Origin of the sequence: Isoptericola sp. NPDC060257 (genome assembly GCF_042726645.1) — a bacterium.
In the GTDB taxonomy this organism is placed as follows: domain Bacteria; phylum Actinomycetota; class Actinomycetes; order Actinomycetales; family Cellulomonadaceae; genus Isoptericola; species Isoptericola nanjingensis.
The window spans coordinates 1-15,125 of sequence record NZ_JBHXAW010000085.1; the positions used below are offsets into that span (position 1 = coordinate 1).

The 15,125-nt window shown below is 74.8% G+C and carries 13 protein-coding genes and 1 pseudogene; 4 read left to right on the top strand and 10 right to left on the bottom strand.

All coding sequences use genetic code 11. The features are described 5' to 3' along the window. Nucleotides 1-281: 281 nt before the first annotated feature. Complete coding sequence (locus ACFWEK_RS09280) at nt 282-539, top strand: PqqD family protein (RefSeq protein WP_430547300.1); 258 nt, start codon at nt 282-284, stop codon at nt 537-539. 6 nt (nt 540-545) lie between these two features. Here the strand turns inward: ACFWEK_RS09280 and ACFWEK_RS09285 are convergent, their stop codons facing one another. Continuing rightward, nucleotides 546-1,502 carry a GDP-mannose 4,6-dehydratase gene (locus ACFWEK_RS09285; protein ID WP_430547299.1) on the bottom strand — a complete coding sequence of 319 codons (957 nt, stop codon included), beginning with the start codon at nt 1,500-1,502 and terminating at the stop codon, nt 546-548. Beyond that, nucleotides 1,499-2,491 (bottom strand): GDP-mannose 4,6-dehydratase, encoded by a 993-nt coding sequence (locus ACFWEK_RS09290; protein ID WP_430547298.1) that lies wholly within the window; start codon nt 2,489-2,491, stop codon nt 1,499-1,501. Before ACFWEK_RS09290 ends, ACFWEK_RS09285 begins: the two co-directional genes overlap by 4 nt. Nucleotides 2,492-2,715: 224 nt before the next feature. Between ACFWEK_RS09290 and ACFWEK_RS09295 the strand changes: the two genes are divergently transcribed. Together ACFWEK_RS09295 and ACFWEK_RS09300 are read left to right on the top strand one after the other, a co-directional pair. After that, complete coding sequence (locus ACFWEK_RS09295) at nt 2,716-3,387, top strand: hypothetical protein (protein ID WP_430547297.1); 672 nt, start codon at nt 2,716-2,718, stop codon at nt 3,385-3,387. A 9-nt stretch (nt 3,388-3,396) separates the two neighbouring features. Beyond that, nucleotides 3,397-5,214, top strand: coding sequence for a hypothetical protein (locus ACFWEK_RS09300; protein ID WP_430553856.1), 1,818 nt, complete (start codon nt 3,397-3,399; stop codon nt 5,212-5,214). Nucleotides 5,215-5,246: 32 nt separating this feature from the next. Here the strand turns inward: ACFWEK_RS09300 and ACFWEK_RS09305 are convergent, their stop codons facing one another. From ACFWEK_RS09305 to ACFWEK_RS09315, 3 genes are read right to left on the bottom strand one after another with little or no spacing between them, the layout of a single operon-like run. After that, complete coding sequence (locus ACFWEK_RS09305; protein ID WP_430553857.1) at nt 5,247-6,305, bottom strand: glycosyltransferase family 4 protein; 1,059 nt, start codon at nt 6,303-6,305, stop codon at nt 5,247-5,249. After that, nucleotides 6,302-7,360 (bottom strand): glycoside hydrolase family 99-like domain-containing protein, encoded by a 1,059-nt coding sequence (locus ACFWEK_RS09310; RefSeq protein ID WP_430553858.1) that lies wholly within the window; start codon nt 7,358-7,360, stop codon nt 6,302-6,304. Before ACFWEK_RS09310 ends, ACFWEK_RS09305 begins: the two co-directional genes overlap by 4 nt. A gap of 23 nt (nt 7,361-7,383) precedes the next feature. Next, complete coding sequence (locus ACFWEK_RS09315; RefSeq protein ID WP_430553859.1) at nt 7,384-8,973, bottom strand: lipopolysaccharide biosynthesis protein; 1,590 nt, start codon at nt 8,971-8,973, stop codon at nt 7,384-7,386. A gap of 174 nt (nt 8,974-9,147) precedes the next feature. On the opposite strand from ACFWEK_RS09315, the gene ACFWEK_RS09320 reads away from it, so the two are divergent. Further along, nucleotides 9,148-10,344, top strand: a complete 1,197-nt coding sequence (locus tag ACFWEK_RS09320; protein WP_430553860.1) for a glycosyltransferase family 4 protein — start codon at nt 9,148-9,150, stop codon at nt 10,342-10,344. A 9-nt stretch (nt 10,345-10,353) separates the two neighbouring features. On the opposite strand, the gene ACFWEK_RS09325 is transcribed toward ACFWEK_RS09320, so the two are convergent. The 5 genes and pseudogenes from ACFWEK_RS09325 to ACFWEK_RS09345 all read right to left on the bottom strand — a co-directional run. Continuing rightward, entirely contained in the window at nt 10,354-11,772 is a 1,419-nt protein-coding gene (locus ACFWEK_RS09325) for a DUF4038 domain-containing protein (protein ID WP_430553861.1), read from the bottom strand. A gap of 60 nt (nt 11,773-11,832) precedes the next feature. Then, nucleotides 11,833-12,717 carry a glycosyltransferase family 2 protein gene (locus ACFWEK_RS09330; RefSeq protein WP_430553862.1) on the bottom strand — a complete coding sequence of 295 codons (885 nt, stop codon included), beginning with the start codon at nt 12,715-12,717 and terminating at the stop codon, nt 11,833-11,835. Next, nucleotides 12,714-13,364, bottom strand: coding sequence for a PIG-L deacetylase family protein (locus ACFWEK_RS09335; protein WP_430553863.1), 651 nt, complete (start codon nt 13,362-13,364; stop codon nt 12,714-12,716). Before ACFWEK_RS09335 ends, ACFWEK_RS09330 begins: the two co-directional genes overlap by 4 nt. After that, entirely contained in the window at nt 13,361-14,575 is a 1,215-nt protein-coding gene (locus ACFWEK_RS09340; RefSeq protein WP_430553864.1) for a polysaccharide pyruvyl transferase family protein, read from the bottom strand. Before ACFWEK_RS09340 ends, ACFWEK_RS09335 begins: the two co-directional genes overlap by 4 nt. A 7-nt stretch (nt 14,576-14,582) precedes the next feature. Next, a pseudogene (locus tag ACFWEK_RS09345) lies at nt 14,583-15,125 on the bottom strand (glucose-1-phosphate cytidylyltransferase); the annotation flags it as partial.

Consider the following 15,125-nt stretch of genomic DNA (forward strand, 5'->3'; position numbering starts at 1 on the left):
GGGTGCGGTACTCGCTCGCGGTCTTGATGTGCCCGCGCACCACCTCGGTGATGCGCGGTGCTTCGTACATCGGAGCACTCCCCTCTCCTCGTTCGTGCAGGACGCGCCCAACGTCGCGCCACGAGCAACGACCGGTCAAGGACTTCTGGCCGAAGTCACCCCGCACCCGGACGCCTTTCACCCGACGCCGGGTGAAAGCTCCGTCCCGCCCCCACCCCGGGCCCCGGATCGGCCTATCCTCGGGGCGGCACGACCGGAGAACCGCGACGAGAGGCACGGCGATGAGGCTGCGCGAGGACGGCGTCACCTGGCAGGAGATCGACGGCGAGCTGGTCATCCTCGACCTCGCGTCGTCCACGTACCTCACGACCAACGGCTCCGGCGCCTTCGCGGCGAAGCTGCTGCAGGAGGACCGCACCACCGGCGACCTCGCGGACGCGCTCGCCGTCGAGTACGACATCCCCGCCGACGTCGCGCGGCGCGACGCCGAGGCCTTCGTGGACGCGCTCCGCGACCGCGGCCTGCTCGTCGAGGAGTGAGCGCGGTCAGGCCGTGAGCAGGGCGAGGTCGTGCCGCACCATGCGGTCGACGATCTCCTCGAACTCGAGCGTGCCGCCCCATCCCAGCACCGTCCGGGCCCTGCGGGCGTCCCCCACCTGCTCCGTCGGGTCGGCAGGGCGCACGAACCGCGGGTCGACCGTGACGTGCGGCTCCCAGTCGTGGACGCCGGCCGCGGCGAACGCGGCGGCGACGAAGTCGGCCACGGAACGGGTCGTCCCGGACGCCACGACGAAGTCGTCCGCGACCGGGTGCCGGACCGACCGCACCATCGCGTCGACATAGTCGGGCGCCCAGCCCCAGTCGCGGCGCGCGTCGAGGTTGCCGAGCGCCAGGGTTCCGGAGCCGCAGTACGCGATCCGGGCCGCAGCGGCGGTGATCTTGCGGGTCACGAACGTCTCCGGGCGGCGCGGCGACTCGTGGTTGTAGAGCACGCACGTGGAGACGCCGAGCCCGCGGACCCGGAACACCGCGGCCATCTGGTGGGCGTACGCCTTGGCGGCGCCGTAGGGCGACGACGGCCGCACCGTCGTGCCCTCGTCCTGCGGCGCACGGTCAGGGGTGCCGAAGATCTCCGCGCTCGACGCCTGGAGCACCCGGACCGCACGCCCCGAGTCCTCCTGCAGGCGCCACGCCGCCTCGTAGAGGGCCACCGCGCCGAGCCCGGAGACGGCCCCCGTCTCGACAGGGTGCCGCCACGAGTACGCGACCGAGCTGATCCCGCCCAGGTTGTAGATCTCGTCCGGCCCCGTGCGGCGCACGAGCTCCGCGAGGTCCTCGGCGTCCCGCAGGTCGCCCACGTGGAGGCGCACGCCGCCGGGCAGCCCGACCGGGCGCTCGCCGGCGCGCACCAGACCGTGCACCTCGGCCCCCTCGGCGGCGAGCCGCTCGGCGAGGTACGACCCGTCCTGGCCCGCGACGCCGGTGACGAGGGCGACCGTCACGGGCGCATCCCGGCCAGCTCCGCCTGCTCGTCCAGGTCGTTCTCGACCATCATCGCGACCAGCCGCTCGAAGTCCACGCGGGGCTCCCAGCCGAGCACGTCGCGTGCCTTCGACGGGTCCCCGATGAGGAGGTCGACCTCCGCGGGCCGCATGAAGCGCGGGTCCTGCGTGACGTAGCCGCTCCAGTCCTCGACGCCCACGCACCCGAAGGCCGCGTCGAGCAGGTCGCGGATGGAGTGGGTGCGGCCGGTCGCGACCACGTAGTCGTCCGCCTGGGGCTGCTGGAGCATCCGCCACATCGCGTCGACGTAGTCGCCGGCGAACCCCCAGTCCCGGCGGGCGTCGAGGTTGCCCAGGGTGAGCGAGTCCTGCAGGCCGAGCTTGATCCGCGCCACGGCCTGCGACACCTTGCGGGTGACGAACTCGGGCCCGCGGCGCGGCGACTCGTGGTTGAACAGGATGCCGCTGGAGGCGTGCAGCCCGTACGACTCGCGGTAGTTGATCGTCATGTAGTGCCCGAACACCTTCGCGACGCCGTAGGGCGACCGGGGCCACAGGAGGGTCGACTCGCGCTGCGGCACCTCCTGCACCTTGCCGAACATCTCCGAGCTCGACGCCTGGTAGAAGCGCACGGCCGCGGGGTCGTCGCCCGCGTGCAGCCGCACCGCCTCGAGCATGTTGAGCACGCCCTTGCCGGTCACCTCGCTGGTGAGCGTCGCGTTCTCCCACGAGTAGGCGACGTAGGAGATCGCGCCGAGGTTGTAGACCTCGTCGGGCCGCGCCGCGGCCAGCGCCCGCAGCAGGGACGACAGGTCGGTCAGGTCACCGGTCACGAGCCGCACGTCCGGCACGGTGCGCCGCACGAGGTCGAGCTTCGGGTTGTTCTGCCCGCGGATCAGGCCCCAGACCTCATAACCTTTCGAGAGCAGGAGCTCGGAAAGATACAAGCCGTCCTGGCCGGTGATCCCGGTAATCAGTGCTCGAGGCATTTTGCTCACCGTTCCTGTGCGCCGAATCAGCGCCGTCCCCCGGCGGCACTCCCCTTCTGGGACGCCACCACGCTAATCAGCAAGAGGGGCGTGCTGGCCGTCCGTACCGGGTGAACAGGGCCCGTACCGGGGTGAAAGTGCGCCCGGCGCGCCTGCCCGTCCGCTCGAACTTCATCCGCCCGTGCCCTCGACCGGGCCGCACGCGAGCGAGAACCATCGATGGCATGTCACGCCGGGAGCGGGGACGCCGCGACCACGCCGCGCGGGCCGCGGCGCTGGCCGCAGGCTTCGTGCTGCTGTACGGCGCCGGCGTCGTCGCGCCGTGGGGACAGTGGGTCGACGCGGTGGCGTTCAGCGTCCTGACCGGCGCGGGCGCGATGCTGCACCCCGTCGCGGCCGTCGCCCGTGAGGTCCTGGTGCTGGGGCTCGGCGTCGTCGTCGCGGCGCTCGCCGTCCGCGCGGTCCGCGACCGGCGATGGCGGGCCCTGGCGGCCTGCCTGGTGCTCGCCGCCGCGGCGGTCCTCGCCCTCGTGCTGCGCGGCGCCGTCCTGCCGCGCCCCGTGCACGAGGTGGCGCTCGGTTACCCGTACAACACGTTCCCGAGCACGCACGTCGCGGCGACGGCGGCACTCGCCATCGCGCTCGTCGTCCTCTGGCCCGGCCGTACCAGGGCCGGGCACGTCGTCGTGCGCGAGGTGGCGGTCGCCGCCGTGCTGGTCGCCTGCGTGGTCAACGTGGTCGCCTTCGCCCACCGCCCCGTCGACGTCCTGGGGTCGCTGCTGCTCGTCGGGGCTGCCGCCTCGGCGGCCTCCGCCGCGTTCCCCGGAGCGCTTTCACCCCGGGCCGACGGCAAGTTCACCCAGGTCGCCGCCCTGCGGGCGCGGGACGCGGCATAGCGTCACCGTATGACCACGCGACGCCGCCGCGCGGCACGGCTCCTGGCCCCCGCCCTCGTCCTCGCCGCCGGCTCGATCTCCCCGGCCGCGGCCGAGGACGGAGACGCGCCCGCGCGCACGGAGTCCCGGGCGGTGACCTGGACCTGCACCGGCGAGCCGTGCCCCTGGGGGCAGACGACCACCGGGAACGCGGCCGTGTGGCCCGAGGGCTCGGGCGCGCTGTCGGAGCGGTACGGCTACACGACGTCGGACGCCATCTACCTGCCCGACGACGCGGCCGAGGACGCCACGATCACCGTCGTCGAGGGTTCGGCGGGCGTGTGGGCCGGCCAGCTCGACGGCCCGCACCGCCACCTCGCCGCGCTGTCGGCCGGCGACGCGTTCACGGTCGGCGACCTCGCCGACGGCGAGGTCGTGTCCCTCCAGAACGACGGCGCGACCTTCGCCTACGCGTTCACGCCCGGGGGCGAGGCCCCGCCCGACCCCGAACCGACGCCCACGCCCACGCCCGAGCCGTCCACCGAGCCGACCCCCCAGCCGAGCGAGGGCGCCGCGTCACGTCCCGTCACCTGGACCTGCACCGGTGACCCGTGCCCCTGGGGTGCGTCGACGACCGGTCACGCCGTCGCGTGGCCCGCGGGCTCCGGGGCGATCACCGCACGGCACGGCTACGTGACGTCCGAGCCCGTCTACCTGCCCGCCGCGGCGGCGAACGGCGACACCATCACGGTCGTCTCCGGGTCGGCCCGGCTCTACGCGGGCACGCCCTCCGGACCCCACCGGAGCATCGGCCAGCTCTCGGCGGGCGACGAGCTCACGGTCGCCGACCTTCCGGCGGGCGAGGTGCTGTCCGTCCAGAACGACGACGGTCCGTTCCGCTACCTCCACGTCGCCGGAGACGCCACCACCCCGGAGCCGACGCCCACCCCGACGCCGACGCCCACGCCGACCCCGACACCCACCCCGACGCCGACACCCGGCCAGGACGCGGCATCCCTGCCGGTCACGTGGCGCTGCACCGGCGAGCCCTGCCCGTGGGGAGAGACGACGTCGGGCCACGCGATCGCCTGGCCCGAGACGTCCGGCGCGATCACGACCCGCCACGGGTACACGACGTCGGAGGCCGTCTACCTGCCTGCCGCCGCGGCCAACGGCGACACCGTCGCCGTCGTCACGGGCTCCGCGACGCTGTACGCGGGCACGCCCACGGGACCGCACCGCAGCATCGCGCGCCTGTCCGCCGGCGAGCAGCACACGGTGACCGGCCTGCCGTCCGACCAGGTGCTGTCGGTGCAGAACGACGACTCGTCGTTCACCTACGTGCACACCCCCGGGGACGGCTCGACCCCGGACCCCGAGCCGACCCCCACGCCGACTCCCACACCCACGCCCACCGTCCCCGCGGACGCCGTCGTGATGGACTCGACGCTCGCGCTCTGGCACTGCGACGCCTACGCGACGTGCGCGGACGACGGCTGGACGCCGTGGGTGGGCGGCGCGATCGCCTGGCCGGAGTGGGCCGCGTACCCCACCAACGCGCGAGAGGGCTCGAACTCCCGCACCGTGCGCGACCTCGACGGCGAGATCATCCACCCCTACATGGGGTCGTGGGCCGACGGCTGCCGGATCCAGGTCCTCGAGGGCGACGTGCTGGTGATCGAGTGGAAGCGCGGCACGGACACGTGGCGGCCCACGTACCTGTCCCCCGGCGACGTCTACACGATCGAACTCGAGGGCGACGAGGACGGCGCCATGATCGAGACGCCGGACACGCCCACCACGTTCAGCGTCGCGCTGACCGACTGCGCCCCGCAGCCGCTGCCCTGACCGTCACCGTCAGGCGTGCCGACGGGTAGGGGTCAGGCGCGGTAGAGCGACTCGTACCGGTCGACGACGCGCTCCAGCGTGAACTCCTGGACGCGCTCGAGCGCCGAGGCCGCGAGCTCCTCCCGCCGCGCGTCGTCGGCCAGGAGCTCGGCGAGCGCCGTGCCGACGTCCTCCAGCGGCACGACGACGGCGGTGCGGCCGCCGTCCGTCACGTATCGCGCCCCGGGGTTGGGGGTCGCGACCACCGGCAGGCCGGACGCCATCGCCTCCACGTACGGGATGCCGAAGCCCTCGTAGTCGCTCGGCAGGCAGAACGCCCACGCCTGCTGGAAGGCGAGCGCCAGCTCGTCGTCGGTCAGCCGCCCCAGGGCTCGGACCCCGGGGCCCACGTCGTCGGGCACGTCCTGGCTGACCATCCAGAGCTCCGCGTCGGGGTGCTTCGGCAGCACCGTCTCCTGGAACTGGCGCGCCAGCTCCGCGCCGCGCTTGCGTCCGCGCCAGTAGCCGACGAACAGCACCACGGGGTGGTCCGCCCGCCGCGCGGCGTCGGGCCGGAACCGGCTCACGTCCGTGCCGCAGGGCACGACGTCGCGCACCCACGGGTACCAGCGGCGCGTCTCGGGCGAGATGACGACGGTGCGGTCCGCGACGAGGGACGCGAGCACCTCGGACAGCCCGAGGAGCACCATCCGCGTCTTCTCCTTGACGCCCTTGATGGTGCGCGCCTCCTCGAAGCACGACCCCGCGAGGGTCCGCACGTGCCGGGGCGCGCGCCGCCGCCACAGCCAGTAGTCGTCGCCCCACGCATGCAGGACGTCGTACGACGAGAGGTCGATGCGGCGCAGCGCGAGCGCGAACCGGAACGTGCGCAGCGAGCCGGTCATCCGCACGTGCCGGTGCCCGTAGACGGCGCCGTCGACCGCCGGGCAGTCGCTGAGGACCGTCACGTCGTGACCGCGCCGCGCGAGCTCGGTCGCGAGCTCGTGCACCTGGTAGCCGATGCCCTGCTTGCTGGTGCTGGGCAGGTAGTAGGAGACGATCGCGATCCGCAGCGGTCCTCCGGCGGGCCCGGGTCGCGCGCCCGTGGTCATCGCAGGCCGTCCCGCAGCGCCTCGAGCCAGCCGCGACCGTGCCGCAGGTCGGGCTCCAGGTGGTTGCCCTCGGCCCACTCGTTCCACGACTTGACCCACAGCAGCCGTTCCTCGGCCGGCCGGTGCGCGATCGACGCGACCGCCTGCCGCACGTTCTCCCCGAACTTCTCCGGGGTCGCGCCGTGCAGCACCACGCCGCCGCGGCCGGAGCGCGGCGTGTTGTCCCAGTTGGGGTAGACGCACGGCTGGACCAGGTCGCCGGTGCGGTTCTGCCCGGCCCAGTCGGTGGAGTACGGGAAGACCTCCGGCCCGCCGGCGAGCCTGCGGAAGGCGCGCATCCGCAGCAGCTCCGACCGCGACGTCCCCGCCGGCATCCGCATGTACACCCCGGCGTCGAACCCGTCCTCCTTGACCCGGTCGTACCGCGGCCCGCCGCCCAGCAGGTCGCTCATCTCCGCCACGAGGTACAGGCCCTCGAGTCCGGCCCTCCGCGCCAGCGACTGCCAGAGGTCGACGAAGACCGCGGCGTCGGGAAGCTCCTCGGGCCGGAAGACGTAGAACACCGGTCGGCCGCCCACGCGCAGGTAGCGCGGGTCGCGGAACGCGGGCAGCACGGCCTCGAAGTGTGCCGTGTAGTCCTCGACGCCCGGGTAGTGCTGCTGCACCAGGATCCGGTCGGCCTCCCCGTGCCAGATGCCGCTCCACGTCTGGTTCGCCCACGCCAGGCAGAACGACACCTCGGGCGCGCCGGAGGCCAGCACCTCCGCGAACGGCCGCTCCAGGATGCGGCGCCCGTTGCCGAACCAGTAGTGCCAGTACGCGAACGCCTCCACCCCGTACTGCGCGGCCAGCTCCGACTGCGCGGCCCGCGCCTCCGGCAGCCGCAGGTCGTAGAAGCCGAGGTCGGCGGGCACCAGCGGCTGCCGGTGCCCCGGGTACAGGCGGCGCGCCCGCGCCACGTTGGTCCACTCGGTGAACCCCGGCCCCCACCACGCGTCGTTCTCGGGGATCGGGTGGAACTGCGGCAGGTAGAAGGCGACGGCCCTGGCTTCCAACGTTTCGTCCCTCTCGTTCGACGTCATGCCCGGCTCGCGGACACGACCTTGAGCAGCGGCACGGCCACGGCGCGCACCCGCGCCGGCACGGACCGGGCCACCGCGTCGGCATCGGCGGGCGTGAGGCCCGACCGGGTGAGCCGTACCGCGCCCACGAACAGCCCGAGGCCCAGCACGGCGGCCACGACCGCCGACGGCACCGGGGGCGCCCCGACCGCGTCGACGCCCCACCACGTCAGCACCGAGATCGCGGCGCCGAGCACGAAGGGCTGGACCATGGCCACCGCCCGCCGGACCGGCAGGTCCAGCGACCGCGCCTCGAGGATCAGCAGGCCGGCGAAGAGCAGCACGGCCGCCGCCGCGTTGCCGAGGACCGCGGCCCAGACCCCGAGCGGCCGGATCAGCGCCACCGTCAGCCCGACGTCGACCACCAGGCAGACGAGGTTGGCCCACAGCAGCCAGGTGCCCTTGAGCCGTGCCATGAGGAACGCCTTGAGCGGTCCGGCCATCACCAGCAGGCCGCCGGCCACGCTCAGGACGACGAGCACCGGGGGCACGGCGGAGAACTCGGCACCGTAGATCGTCGGGACGAGCAGCGCGAACGCCGGGGTCGCCGCCGCCACCACGCCCGCCGTCGCGGTCGACGACGCGCGCAGCGCGCGGCCCAGCGCGCCCGCCACCGCCTCGTGGTCCACCTCGCGCAGCCCCGAGATCGCCGGCACGAGCGGTCCGAGCAACGACTGCGCCGGGGCGAACAGGTGGACGCCGAGCCCGATCGCGAGGGCGAACACTCCGGCCGCCTCCGGCTCCGACATCCAGGTCAGCACCAGCACCTCGCTGCGCGACGAGACGAACGCCTCGACCAGGCCGGCCGCGCCGGCCGGCAGCGCGAACGCCCAGAAGCCCGGGGGGAACCGGCGCAGGCGCGGGCGCAGCAGGACCCTGCGGTACAGGGGCGCCACGAAGTACAGGTAGGCCACCGCGCCCAGCCCGGCCGCGACGAGGCGCACCGCCCAGATGGCGTCGGCCGTGCCCACCGTCGTGGCCGCGACCACCACCAGGACCTGCGCGACGAGGTTGACGACCATCGCAGCCTGCGCGTTCTGCGCCGTCTTGTTCTCGATGGCGAGCGCGTCCCCAGCCCCGGAGAACGTCAGGGGCACCAGCACGCCGAAGACGAGGGCGATCACCGTGAGCACAGGATCGGCGTCGATGAGCAGCAGCACCGCCGTGCCCACCACGGGCACACCCACGAGCATCTTGTAGCCCTGCGCCGCCTGGAGCATGTGCCGCACCTCGGCGAACCGGCCGGCGGCGTGCGCCTTCGACCCGAACTGGACGAGGCCCGTCCCGACGCCCAGGTCGATGGTCGTGAGGACGAGCGCGAGCACGGTCGAGAGGTACGCGAGGCGCCCGTAGTCGACGACACCGAGGACTCGCGCGACGACGATGTTGACGGCGAAGGCCAGCGGCAGCATCACGGCGACGTGCACCAACGTCCACAGGGCGCCCCGGATCGCCCGGTCCTGGAGCTCGCCGCGCGTCATGGCCTCGCCGGGCGCGTCCGCGCTCGGCACCGGCGCCGGTGGGGCGGACCTCTCGTCCGTGCTCATCGCACGCACCGGGCCGCCGCCGGACCGTCGGCGCGGACGAGGACGACGTGTGCTGTCACACCGGCCATCGTTTCCGACGACCGCCGGCATTCCGAGGGCCGGAGCGGTTTTTCAGCCGGGCGCGGGCACGTTTCACCCCCGGGAGGACGCCGCCCCCGACCTAGGCTCGACGGCATGGCCATCGGAGTCCCGGCCGGGAGCCACCTGCACGTGATCACGCCCGGCGACCACTTCTCCCCCTCGACCGGGAGCGCCCTGCCCTCGGTCGTGCACGGCCTCGCGTCCGCGACCCCGCCCGGAGCCCCGCGGTCGGTCGTCGCCGTCGCGCGCGGCACCTACCCCGACCGCTACCCGAGCGCCGACGTCGTCGAGTACGACCCCGTGCCGCAGCAGCGCGCCGACCGCTACCGCGACGCCGCGGCGGCGCGCCTGGGCCTGCCCCGGACCGGCGCCCGGCGGCCGCTCGCCGCCGCGCTCGCGGACCAGGCGCGGTGGCCCGCCTCCGTGGTCCTCGGCCACAACCTCCCCCAGCTCGTCCCGCTCGTGGACGTCGACCGGCACGCTGCCGTGCTCTACGCGCACAACGAGCTGCTGCGCACGTACTCCCCGCGGGAGGCGGCCCGGGTGCTCGACCCCGCGGGCGCCGTCGTCTGCGTCAGCGGCTACGTCGCCGAGCGGACCGCGGACCGCCTGCCGCCGCGGCTGCGCGACCGCGTGCGAGTGGTGCACAACGGGGTCGACACCGCGCTCTTCCGTCCCGGTGACGCCGAACGGGTCGCCGGGGAGCGGCTGCGGGTCGTGTTCGTCGGGCGCACCGTGCCCGACAAGGGGCCGGACGTCCTCGTGGACGCCCTGCTCCGGCTCCGCCGGCCGGACGTGGTCGCCACCGTCGTCGGCACGCCGCACTTCGCCCCCGGCGCGCCCCTCACCCGGTACGAGCGCGAGCTGCGGGCCGCCGCCCGGCCGCTCGGCGACGCCGTGCGCTGGCTCCCGTTCCGGCCCCGGGACGAGGTGGCCGCCCTGATGCGCACAGCCGACGTCGTGGTGGTGCCCTCCCGGTGGGCCGAGCCGTTCGCCCTCACCGTGCTGGAGGGGATGGCGTCCGGCGCCGCCGTCGTCGCCGCACGGACCGGAGGCATCCCCGAGGCGGCCGGCGACGCCGGGGTGCTGGTACCGCCCGGGTCTCCCGACGCCCTGGCCGCGGCCCTGGAGGGGCTCGCCGACGACAGCGCGTTCCTGGCCACGACCCGTGAGCGCTGCCTGCGACACGCGCGGGCGCACGACTGGCGTGCGGCGCGGCGGACCCTCGACGTCGTCCTCGGCGACCTCGGCCTGACGTCCGTCAGGGCGGCGGGGATGCCCGCGACCTGAGAGCCGGCGTCAGCCCGGTCCGATCACCAGCAGCCAGTCGCCCCCGCCGTCGGCGTTCCGCCCCGGGGTGCGCATCCGCTCGGTCAGCGCCACAGGAGTCGCCGCCCCGGACGACGGGTCCACCCAGCGCGCCCTCCCCGCGGAGGCGAGCACCGCCAGGTCGAGCCCGAGCACACGCTCCGTCGGGACGTAGACGACGGCGGCGCGACCGTCCGCCGTGGCCGCCGCCGTCGTGCGGTCGCCGTCGAGGACGTCCGTCGTGTCGCCGGTCCGCGCCGCCCCCGCGCCGGAGATGACGAGGTCGTCGGAGGGGTGCAGCTCCCACCAGGGGAGCGCCTCGACCACGTCCCGCACCACGCCGACCTGTCGGAGACCCGGCGCGTCGAGGCGGCCCTGCCAACCGTCGAGGAACTCCCAGTCGTCGCTGCCGTAGAAGTCCCCCGGCGAACCCGACGTCAGGGCCCACGCGGCCTGGCGCCGCAGCGACTCGGGGCTCGTCGGCGGCCCGCCGTCGTTGTTCTCGCCCTCGTAGCCGCCCTCGGCGAAGAGCGCGGGGACGGCGGGCTCGCGGTCGTAGGCCTGCCGGACGGCGTCGTAGGCGGGCGGGTAGGAGTAGACGAAGGTGAAGTCCACCCGGGAGGCCCAGTACGGGTCGTCGGTGGAGACGGAGCGCGGGTAGCCCAGCTGGATCGAGAACGGCCGGTGGTCTCCCGTGTCGCGGATGCCCTGGACCACCTGGTCGAAGCACCGGTCGACGTCGCTGCCGGCCGCCGGGTCGTCCGCCGCGGGGAAGTAGTCCCCGCCCGTCATCCAGACGACGCCGGGCAGGTCGGCTGCCCACGTGCCCACCCGCTCGCCGTAGGTACGGCACTCCTGCTGCGAGGACGGCGAGAACGCGCGACCCACCGTCCAGCCGTCCACCGGGTAGAGGAACACCGACATGCCGCGCTCCGCCGCGGCGGCGAGGGTCGCGTGGGCCCGGTCCCAGTACTCCGGCACCCAGGACAGGACGTCACCGTCCACGAACGGGAGCAGACCGTCCGCGGTCGCGCCGTCGTCGGACGGCCCGCCGTTGGCCGTCGCGCCCAGCAGCGAGACGATCAGGGCGTTGACCCCGCGCCCCTGACGGTCGTCCAGGTAGGTCAGCGCCTCCTCGGGCGACAGGTCGACCAGCAGCGACCAGGGCGAGTCGCCGCGCACCAGGACCGGCGCCCCGTCCTGGTCGACGAAGTACCGCCCGTCCGGTCCGACGCCCGTGACGAGGTGTGCCCCGTCCGGCGTCCCGGGCGCCGTCGGCGGCGTCGCGGGCAGCTCCGCGGCGACCGGCCCGGCCGTGCCACCGATCCGGCTCGCCTGCCCCTGGTGCTCCCGGTCCCACCACCACGCGGCACCGGCGACCGCGAGCGCGACGACGGCCGTCGTCGCCACGACGGCGACGACCCGGCGCCTCCGCCCGTGCGACCTCTCCCGCGCCACGACGCCGTCCGCTCAGCCCGCGAACCCGGCGGCGGTCGCGACGTCGCGGGCCATCCCCCGCCACCTCGGCAGCACCCAGCCCGGCACGATCTGCGTCCAGCACCGCGCCTTCTCCCGGAGCGGGAGTCGCGTCGTCGCGACGGCCCGGTACAGCTCGAGGTTGAGCCGCGTCTGCGGGAAGGCGAAGCGGACCCGCGCGGACGGCGCGTGCCACTTCACCTGCTCCTGGCCCTGCAGCGAGAGCTGCTCGGGCACCCGCCGCTGCAGGAACGCCCGGTCGTCCACGACGACGGCCGGCCCCTGGCAGAGCAGCTCGGTCAGCAGCACGATGTCGTCGCCCACCATGGGGCGCAGAGGGCGCGCCCGGGCGAGCGCCGAGCGCCGGATCACGCCGTACATGACGTGCGACGCCTGCGACCGGAACAACCGGCGCAGCCGCTCGTGCGCGGCGTCGGCGTCCAACCCGAGGTCCGCGTCCCCGAGGCCGTCGGTGACCGTGCCGTCGCCGTCGACCAGCCGGGCCCGCGTCATCGCGAGCACGGCGTCGGGGCGCTCGTCGAGGGCCCGCACGCACGAGGAGGCGAACGTGGGGAGCCAGAGATCGTCCACGGCCGCCCAGCTGAACAGGGGGGCCGCGGATCGTTCGAGGACGCGCCGGTAGTTCCACGTCCCGCCGCGGTTGGTCTCCGCCCGGAGGTACCGCACGCGAGCGTCTGTCGCGGCGACGGCCCGGCAGATCTCCTGGGTGCCGTCGGTCGAGCCGTTGTCGGAGACGACGACCTCGAGGTCCTCCAGGTCCTGCGCGAGCAGGGCCCGGAGGGCACCCTCGAGGAACCGCTCGCCGTTGTACACCGGCAGCCCGAAGGACAGCACGGGGGCCGGCGCGCCCCGCGTCACGGTGTCCTCCGGCCGAGCGACAGCACGCTCTTGGTCACGGTGTACGCCTCGGCGTAGCGGCTGCGGCACTCCATCCCGCGCAGGCGCAGGAGCCCGAGGAACACCTCGTGGTCCCACCAGTCGTGAGCCTTCTGGGAGGCGTAGCAGGCGTCGAGCAGCTCGACCTTGCGCCGCGCCAGCGCGTCGGGGACCGGCACGTAGGTCGACGGGCGACCCATGTCGCCGTCCCACTTGGGGATCTCGTAGTGCAGCACGAGGGCGTCGCGCCAGACGGTCGGAGCCATCGTCCCCACCAGCCGGTGGTCCTGGTGCGCGTCGTCGGGCCGCGGCGCCAGCACCAGGTCCGGTGCCGGGACCCGCTCGGCGTGCTCGTGCAGCGCGGCCCGCGCCTCACCCCACCGGTCCGGCAGGCGCCCGTCCGGCAGCCCGCCGAACACGCTCGTCGCGCCGGGAAGGAACGCCTCGGCGGCGGTGCGCGCCTCGTCCTGGCGGGACGGGTCGCCGGTGAGCGTGAGGTACGCCGCCTCGACACCACCCCGCGCCGCGAGCGCCAGGAGCGTGCCGCCGCAGGCGATCTCGACGTCGTCCGGGTGAGCGGCGAGGCACACCACCCGCAGCGGGCCGTCGGGCAGCGCGAGGCCGATCATCGGGCGGCCCCCGACTTCTCGTGCGGGCTGCCGGCGGCGGCTCCGGGAAGCGTCGAGGCGAGGACGTCGCGGAGCCGCTCCTCCTGGGCCGCCAGCCGCCGGGCCGCGTCCGCGAGCACCGGCCTCGTGTCCGGCGCGGGCTCCCGCAGCAGGGCGAGCACCTGGTCCGCCACCTCGTCCGGGTCGAAGCCGTCGACCGTGTGCACCTGGTCCCCCTGGCCGAACTGCTCGAGCAGCCGTCCCTGCTTCGCGCCGTAGCCGAGCGACACGGCCGGGACCCCCAGCCGCAGTGCCGTCACGAGGTGGTGGTACCGGGCCGCCGCGACGACCCGTGACCCGGCCGTCTCCCGCGTCACGTCCGCCAGCGACCCCGCCTCCACGGCCTCGACGTTGCCGGGGCCGGCCGAGGCCGCACGGGCGGCGACCTCGCGGGCGGTCGGCGCGTCCGGCAGCGCGCCACCGAGCACGACGACGTCGGCGCCGGACGCCGCCACCCGCTGGACGACCCGCACCATCCGCGCGACGTAGGCGGCGCGGTCCGCCTCCCCCTCCGCCGTCCCGAGGCCCCGGTAGTCGATGACTCCCACGACGACGCGCGGGCGCTCACGGCGGGGGGCGCCGGGCGCCGGGAGCCCGAGGACGAGATCGGGCACCACGTCGAGGGGGCGTCGCACCCCGAGCCGGCGCGCGGCGCGCGCCGACCCGTCGTCGCGCACCGTCACGAGGGTCGCGGCGGAGAGGGTCCAGCGGAACAGTCGCGCCGTGAGGGGGTGGAAGGCGGCGTCGACCCCGACCGACAGGGCGAGGAAGGGTCGTCGCCGGAGGCGGGCGGCGAGCACGTACCAGAAGAGGGTGAGCGGGATCCCCCCGGGGGCGATCGCCAGCCCCTCGAAGATCCCGGTGCCGGGCACGACCACGGCGTCCAGGTCGCCGACCGTGCGCCACGCGCGACGCGCGTCGGCCAGCTTGCCGAGCAGGCCGCCCGCTCCCCCGCGTCGGGCACCGGGATGGTGCAGCGGGACGGCCGCCACGCCGTGCTCGGCCGTCACCGCCTCGCACCGGTCGGCCACCACCACCGGGACCACCCGGTCGTCGGCCCGCAGCACGCCCAGCATCGCGGCGAGCGACGCCTCGTTCCCGAAGTTGTGGACCCCGAACTCGCCCAGCAGCCCGACGTGCACCTTCACCTCGCGCACCGGGACCTCACGCACCAGGACCTCACGCGCCGGCACGAGCCGGACCCACGACCTCGCCGACCTCGACCTCGGGCACGCGCCGCGGCGCGGGGCGCGCGCCGCGGTCCCACACCGCCCACGGCCGGTCGCCCACGCGGTTCATCTCCTCCAGCGCGGAGCGCTCCTTGAGCGTGTCCATCGGCGCCCAGAACCCGGTGTGCGGGTGCACGCGGAAGCGGCCGGCGCGAGCGGCGCGCACGCAGGCGTCCATGACGAGGTCCTCGCCCTCGCCGAGGTAATCGAAGATGCCCTGCCGCAGCACGAAGTAGCCGCCGTTGATGCACATGCTCATGTCGGCCACGGGTTCCAGGTCGCGCATCGTGCCGTCCGGGTCGTAGCGCACCACGTGGAACGAGTCCTGCGGGGCCACCGCCATGAGCGACCCGACGGCGTCCGTGGCGAGGAAGTCGTCGACGATCCGGTCCATCGGCGCGTCCGTGAGCACGTCGCCGTAGTTGGCGAGGAAGACCTCGTCGTCGTCGAGGAACCGGCGCACGCGCCGCAGCCTCTCGCCGATCGCCGTGTC

Excerpts from the sequence above, each read along its gene's own strand:
- ACFWEK_RS09305 (WP_430553857.1), bottom strand. The coding sequence starts at position 6,305 with ATGACCACGGGCGCGCGACCCGGGCCCGCCGGAGGACCGCTGCGGATC.
- ACFWEK_RS09320 (WP_430553860.1), top strand. The coding sequence starts at position 9,148 with ATGGCCATCGGAGTCCCGGCCGGGAGCCACCTGCACGTGATCACGCCC.
- ACFWEK_RS09280 (WP_430547300.1), top strand. The coding sequence starts at position 282 with ATGAGGCTGCGCGAGGACGGCGTCACCTGGCAGGAGATCGACGGCGAG.
- ACFWEK_RS09315 (WP_430553859.1), bottom strand. The coding sequence starts at position 8,973 with ATGAGCACGGACGAGAGGTCCGCCCCACCGGCGCCGGTGCCGAGCGCG.
- ACFWEK_RS09335 (WP_430553863.1), bottom strand. The coding sequence starts at position 13,364 with ATGATCGGCCTCGCGCTGCCCGACGGCCCGCTGCGGGTGGTGTGCCTC.
- ACFWEK_RS09295 (WP_430547297.1), top strand. The coding sequence starts at position 2,716 with ATGTCACGCCGGGAGCGGGGACGCCGCGACCACGCCGCGCGGGCCGCG.
- ACFWEK_RS09290 (WP_430547298.1), bottom strand. The coding sequence starts at position 2,491 with ATGCCTCGAGCACTGATTACCGGGATCACCGGCCAGGACGGCTTGTAT.
- ACFWEK_RS09300 (WP_430553856.1), top strand. The coding sequence starts at position 3,397 with ATGACCACGCGACGCCGCCGCGCGGCACGGCTCCTGGCCCCCGCCCTC.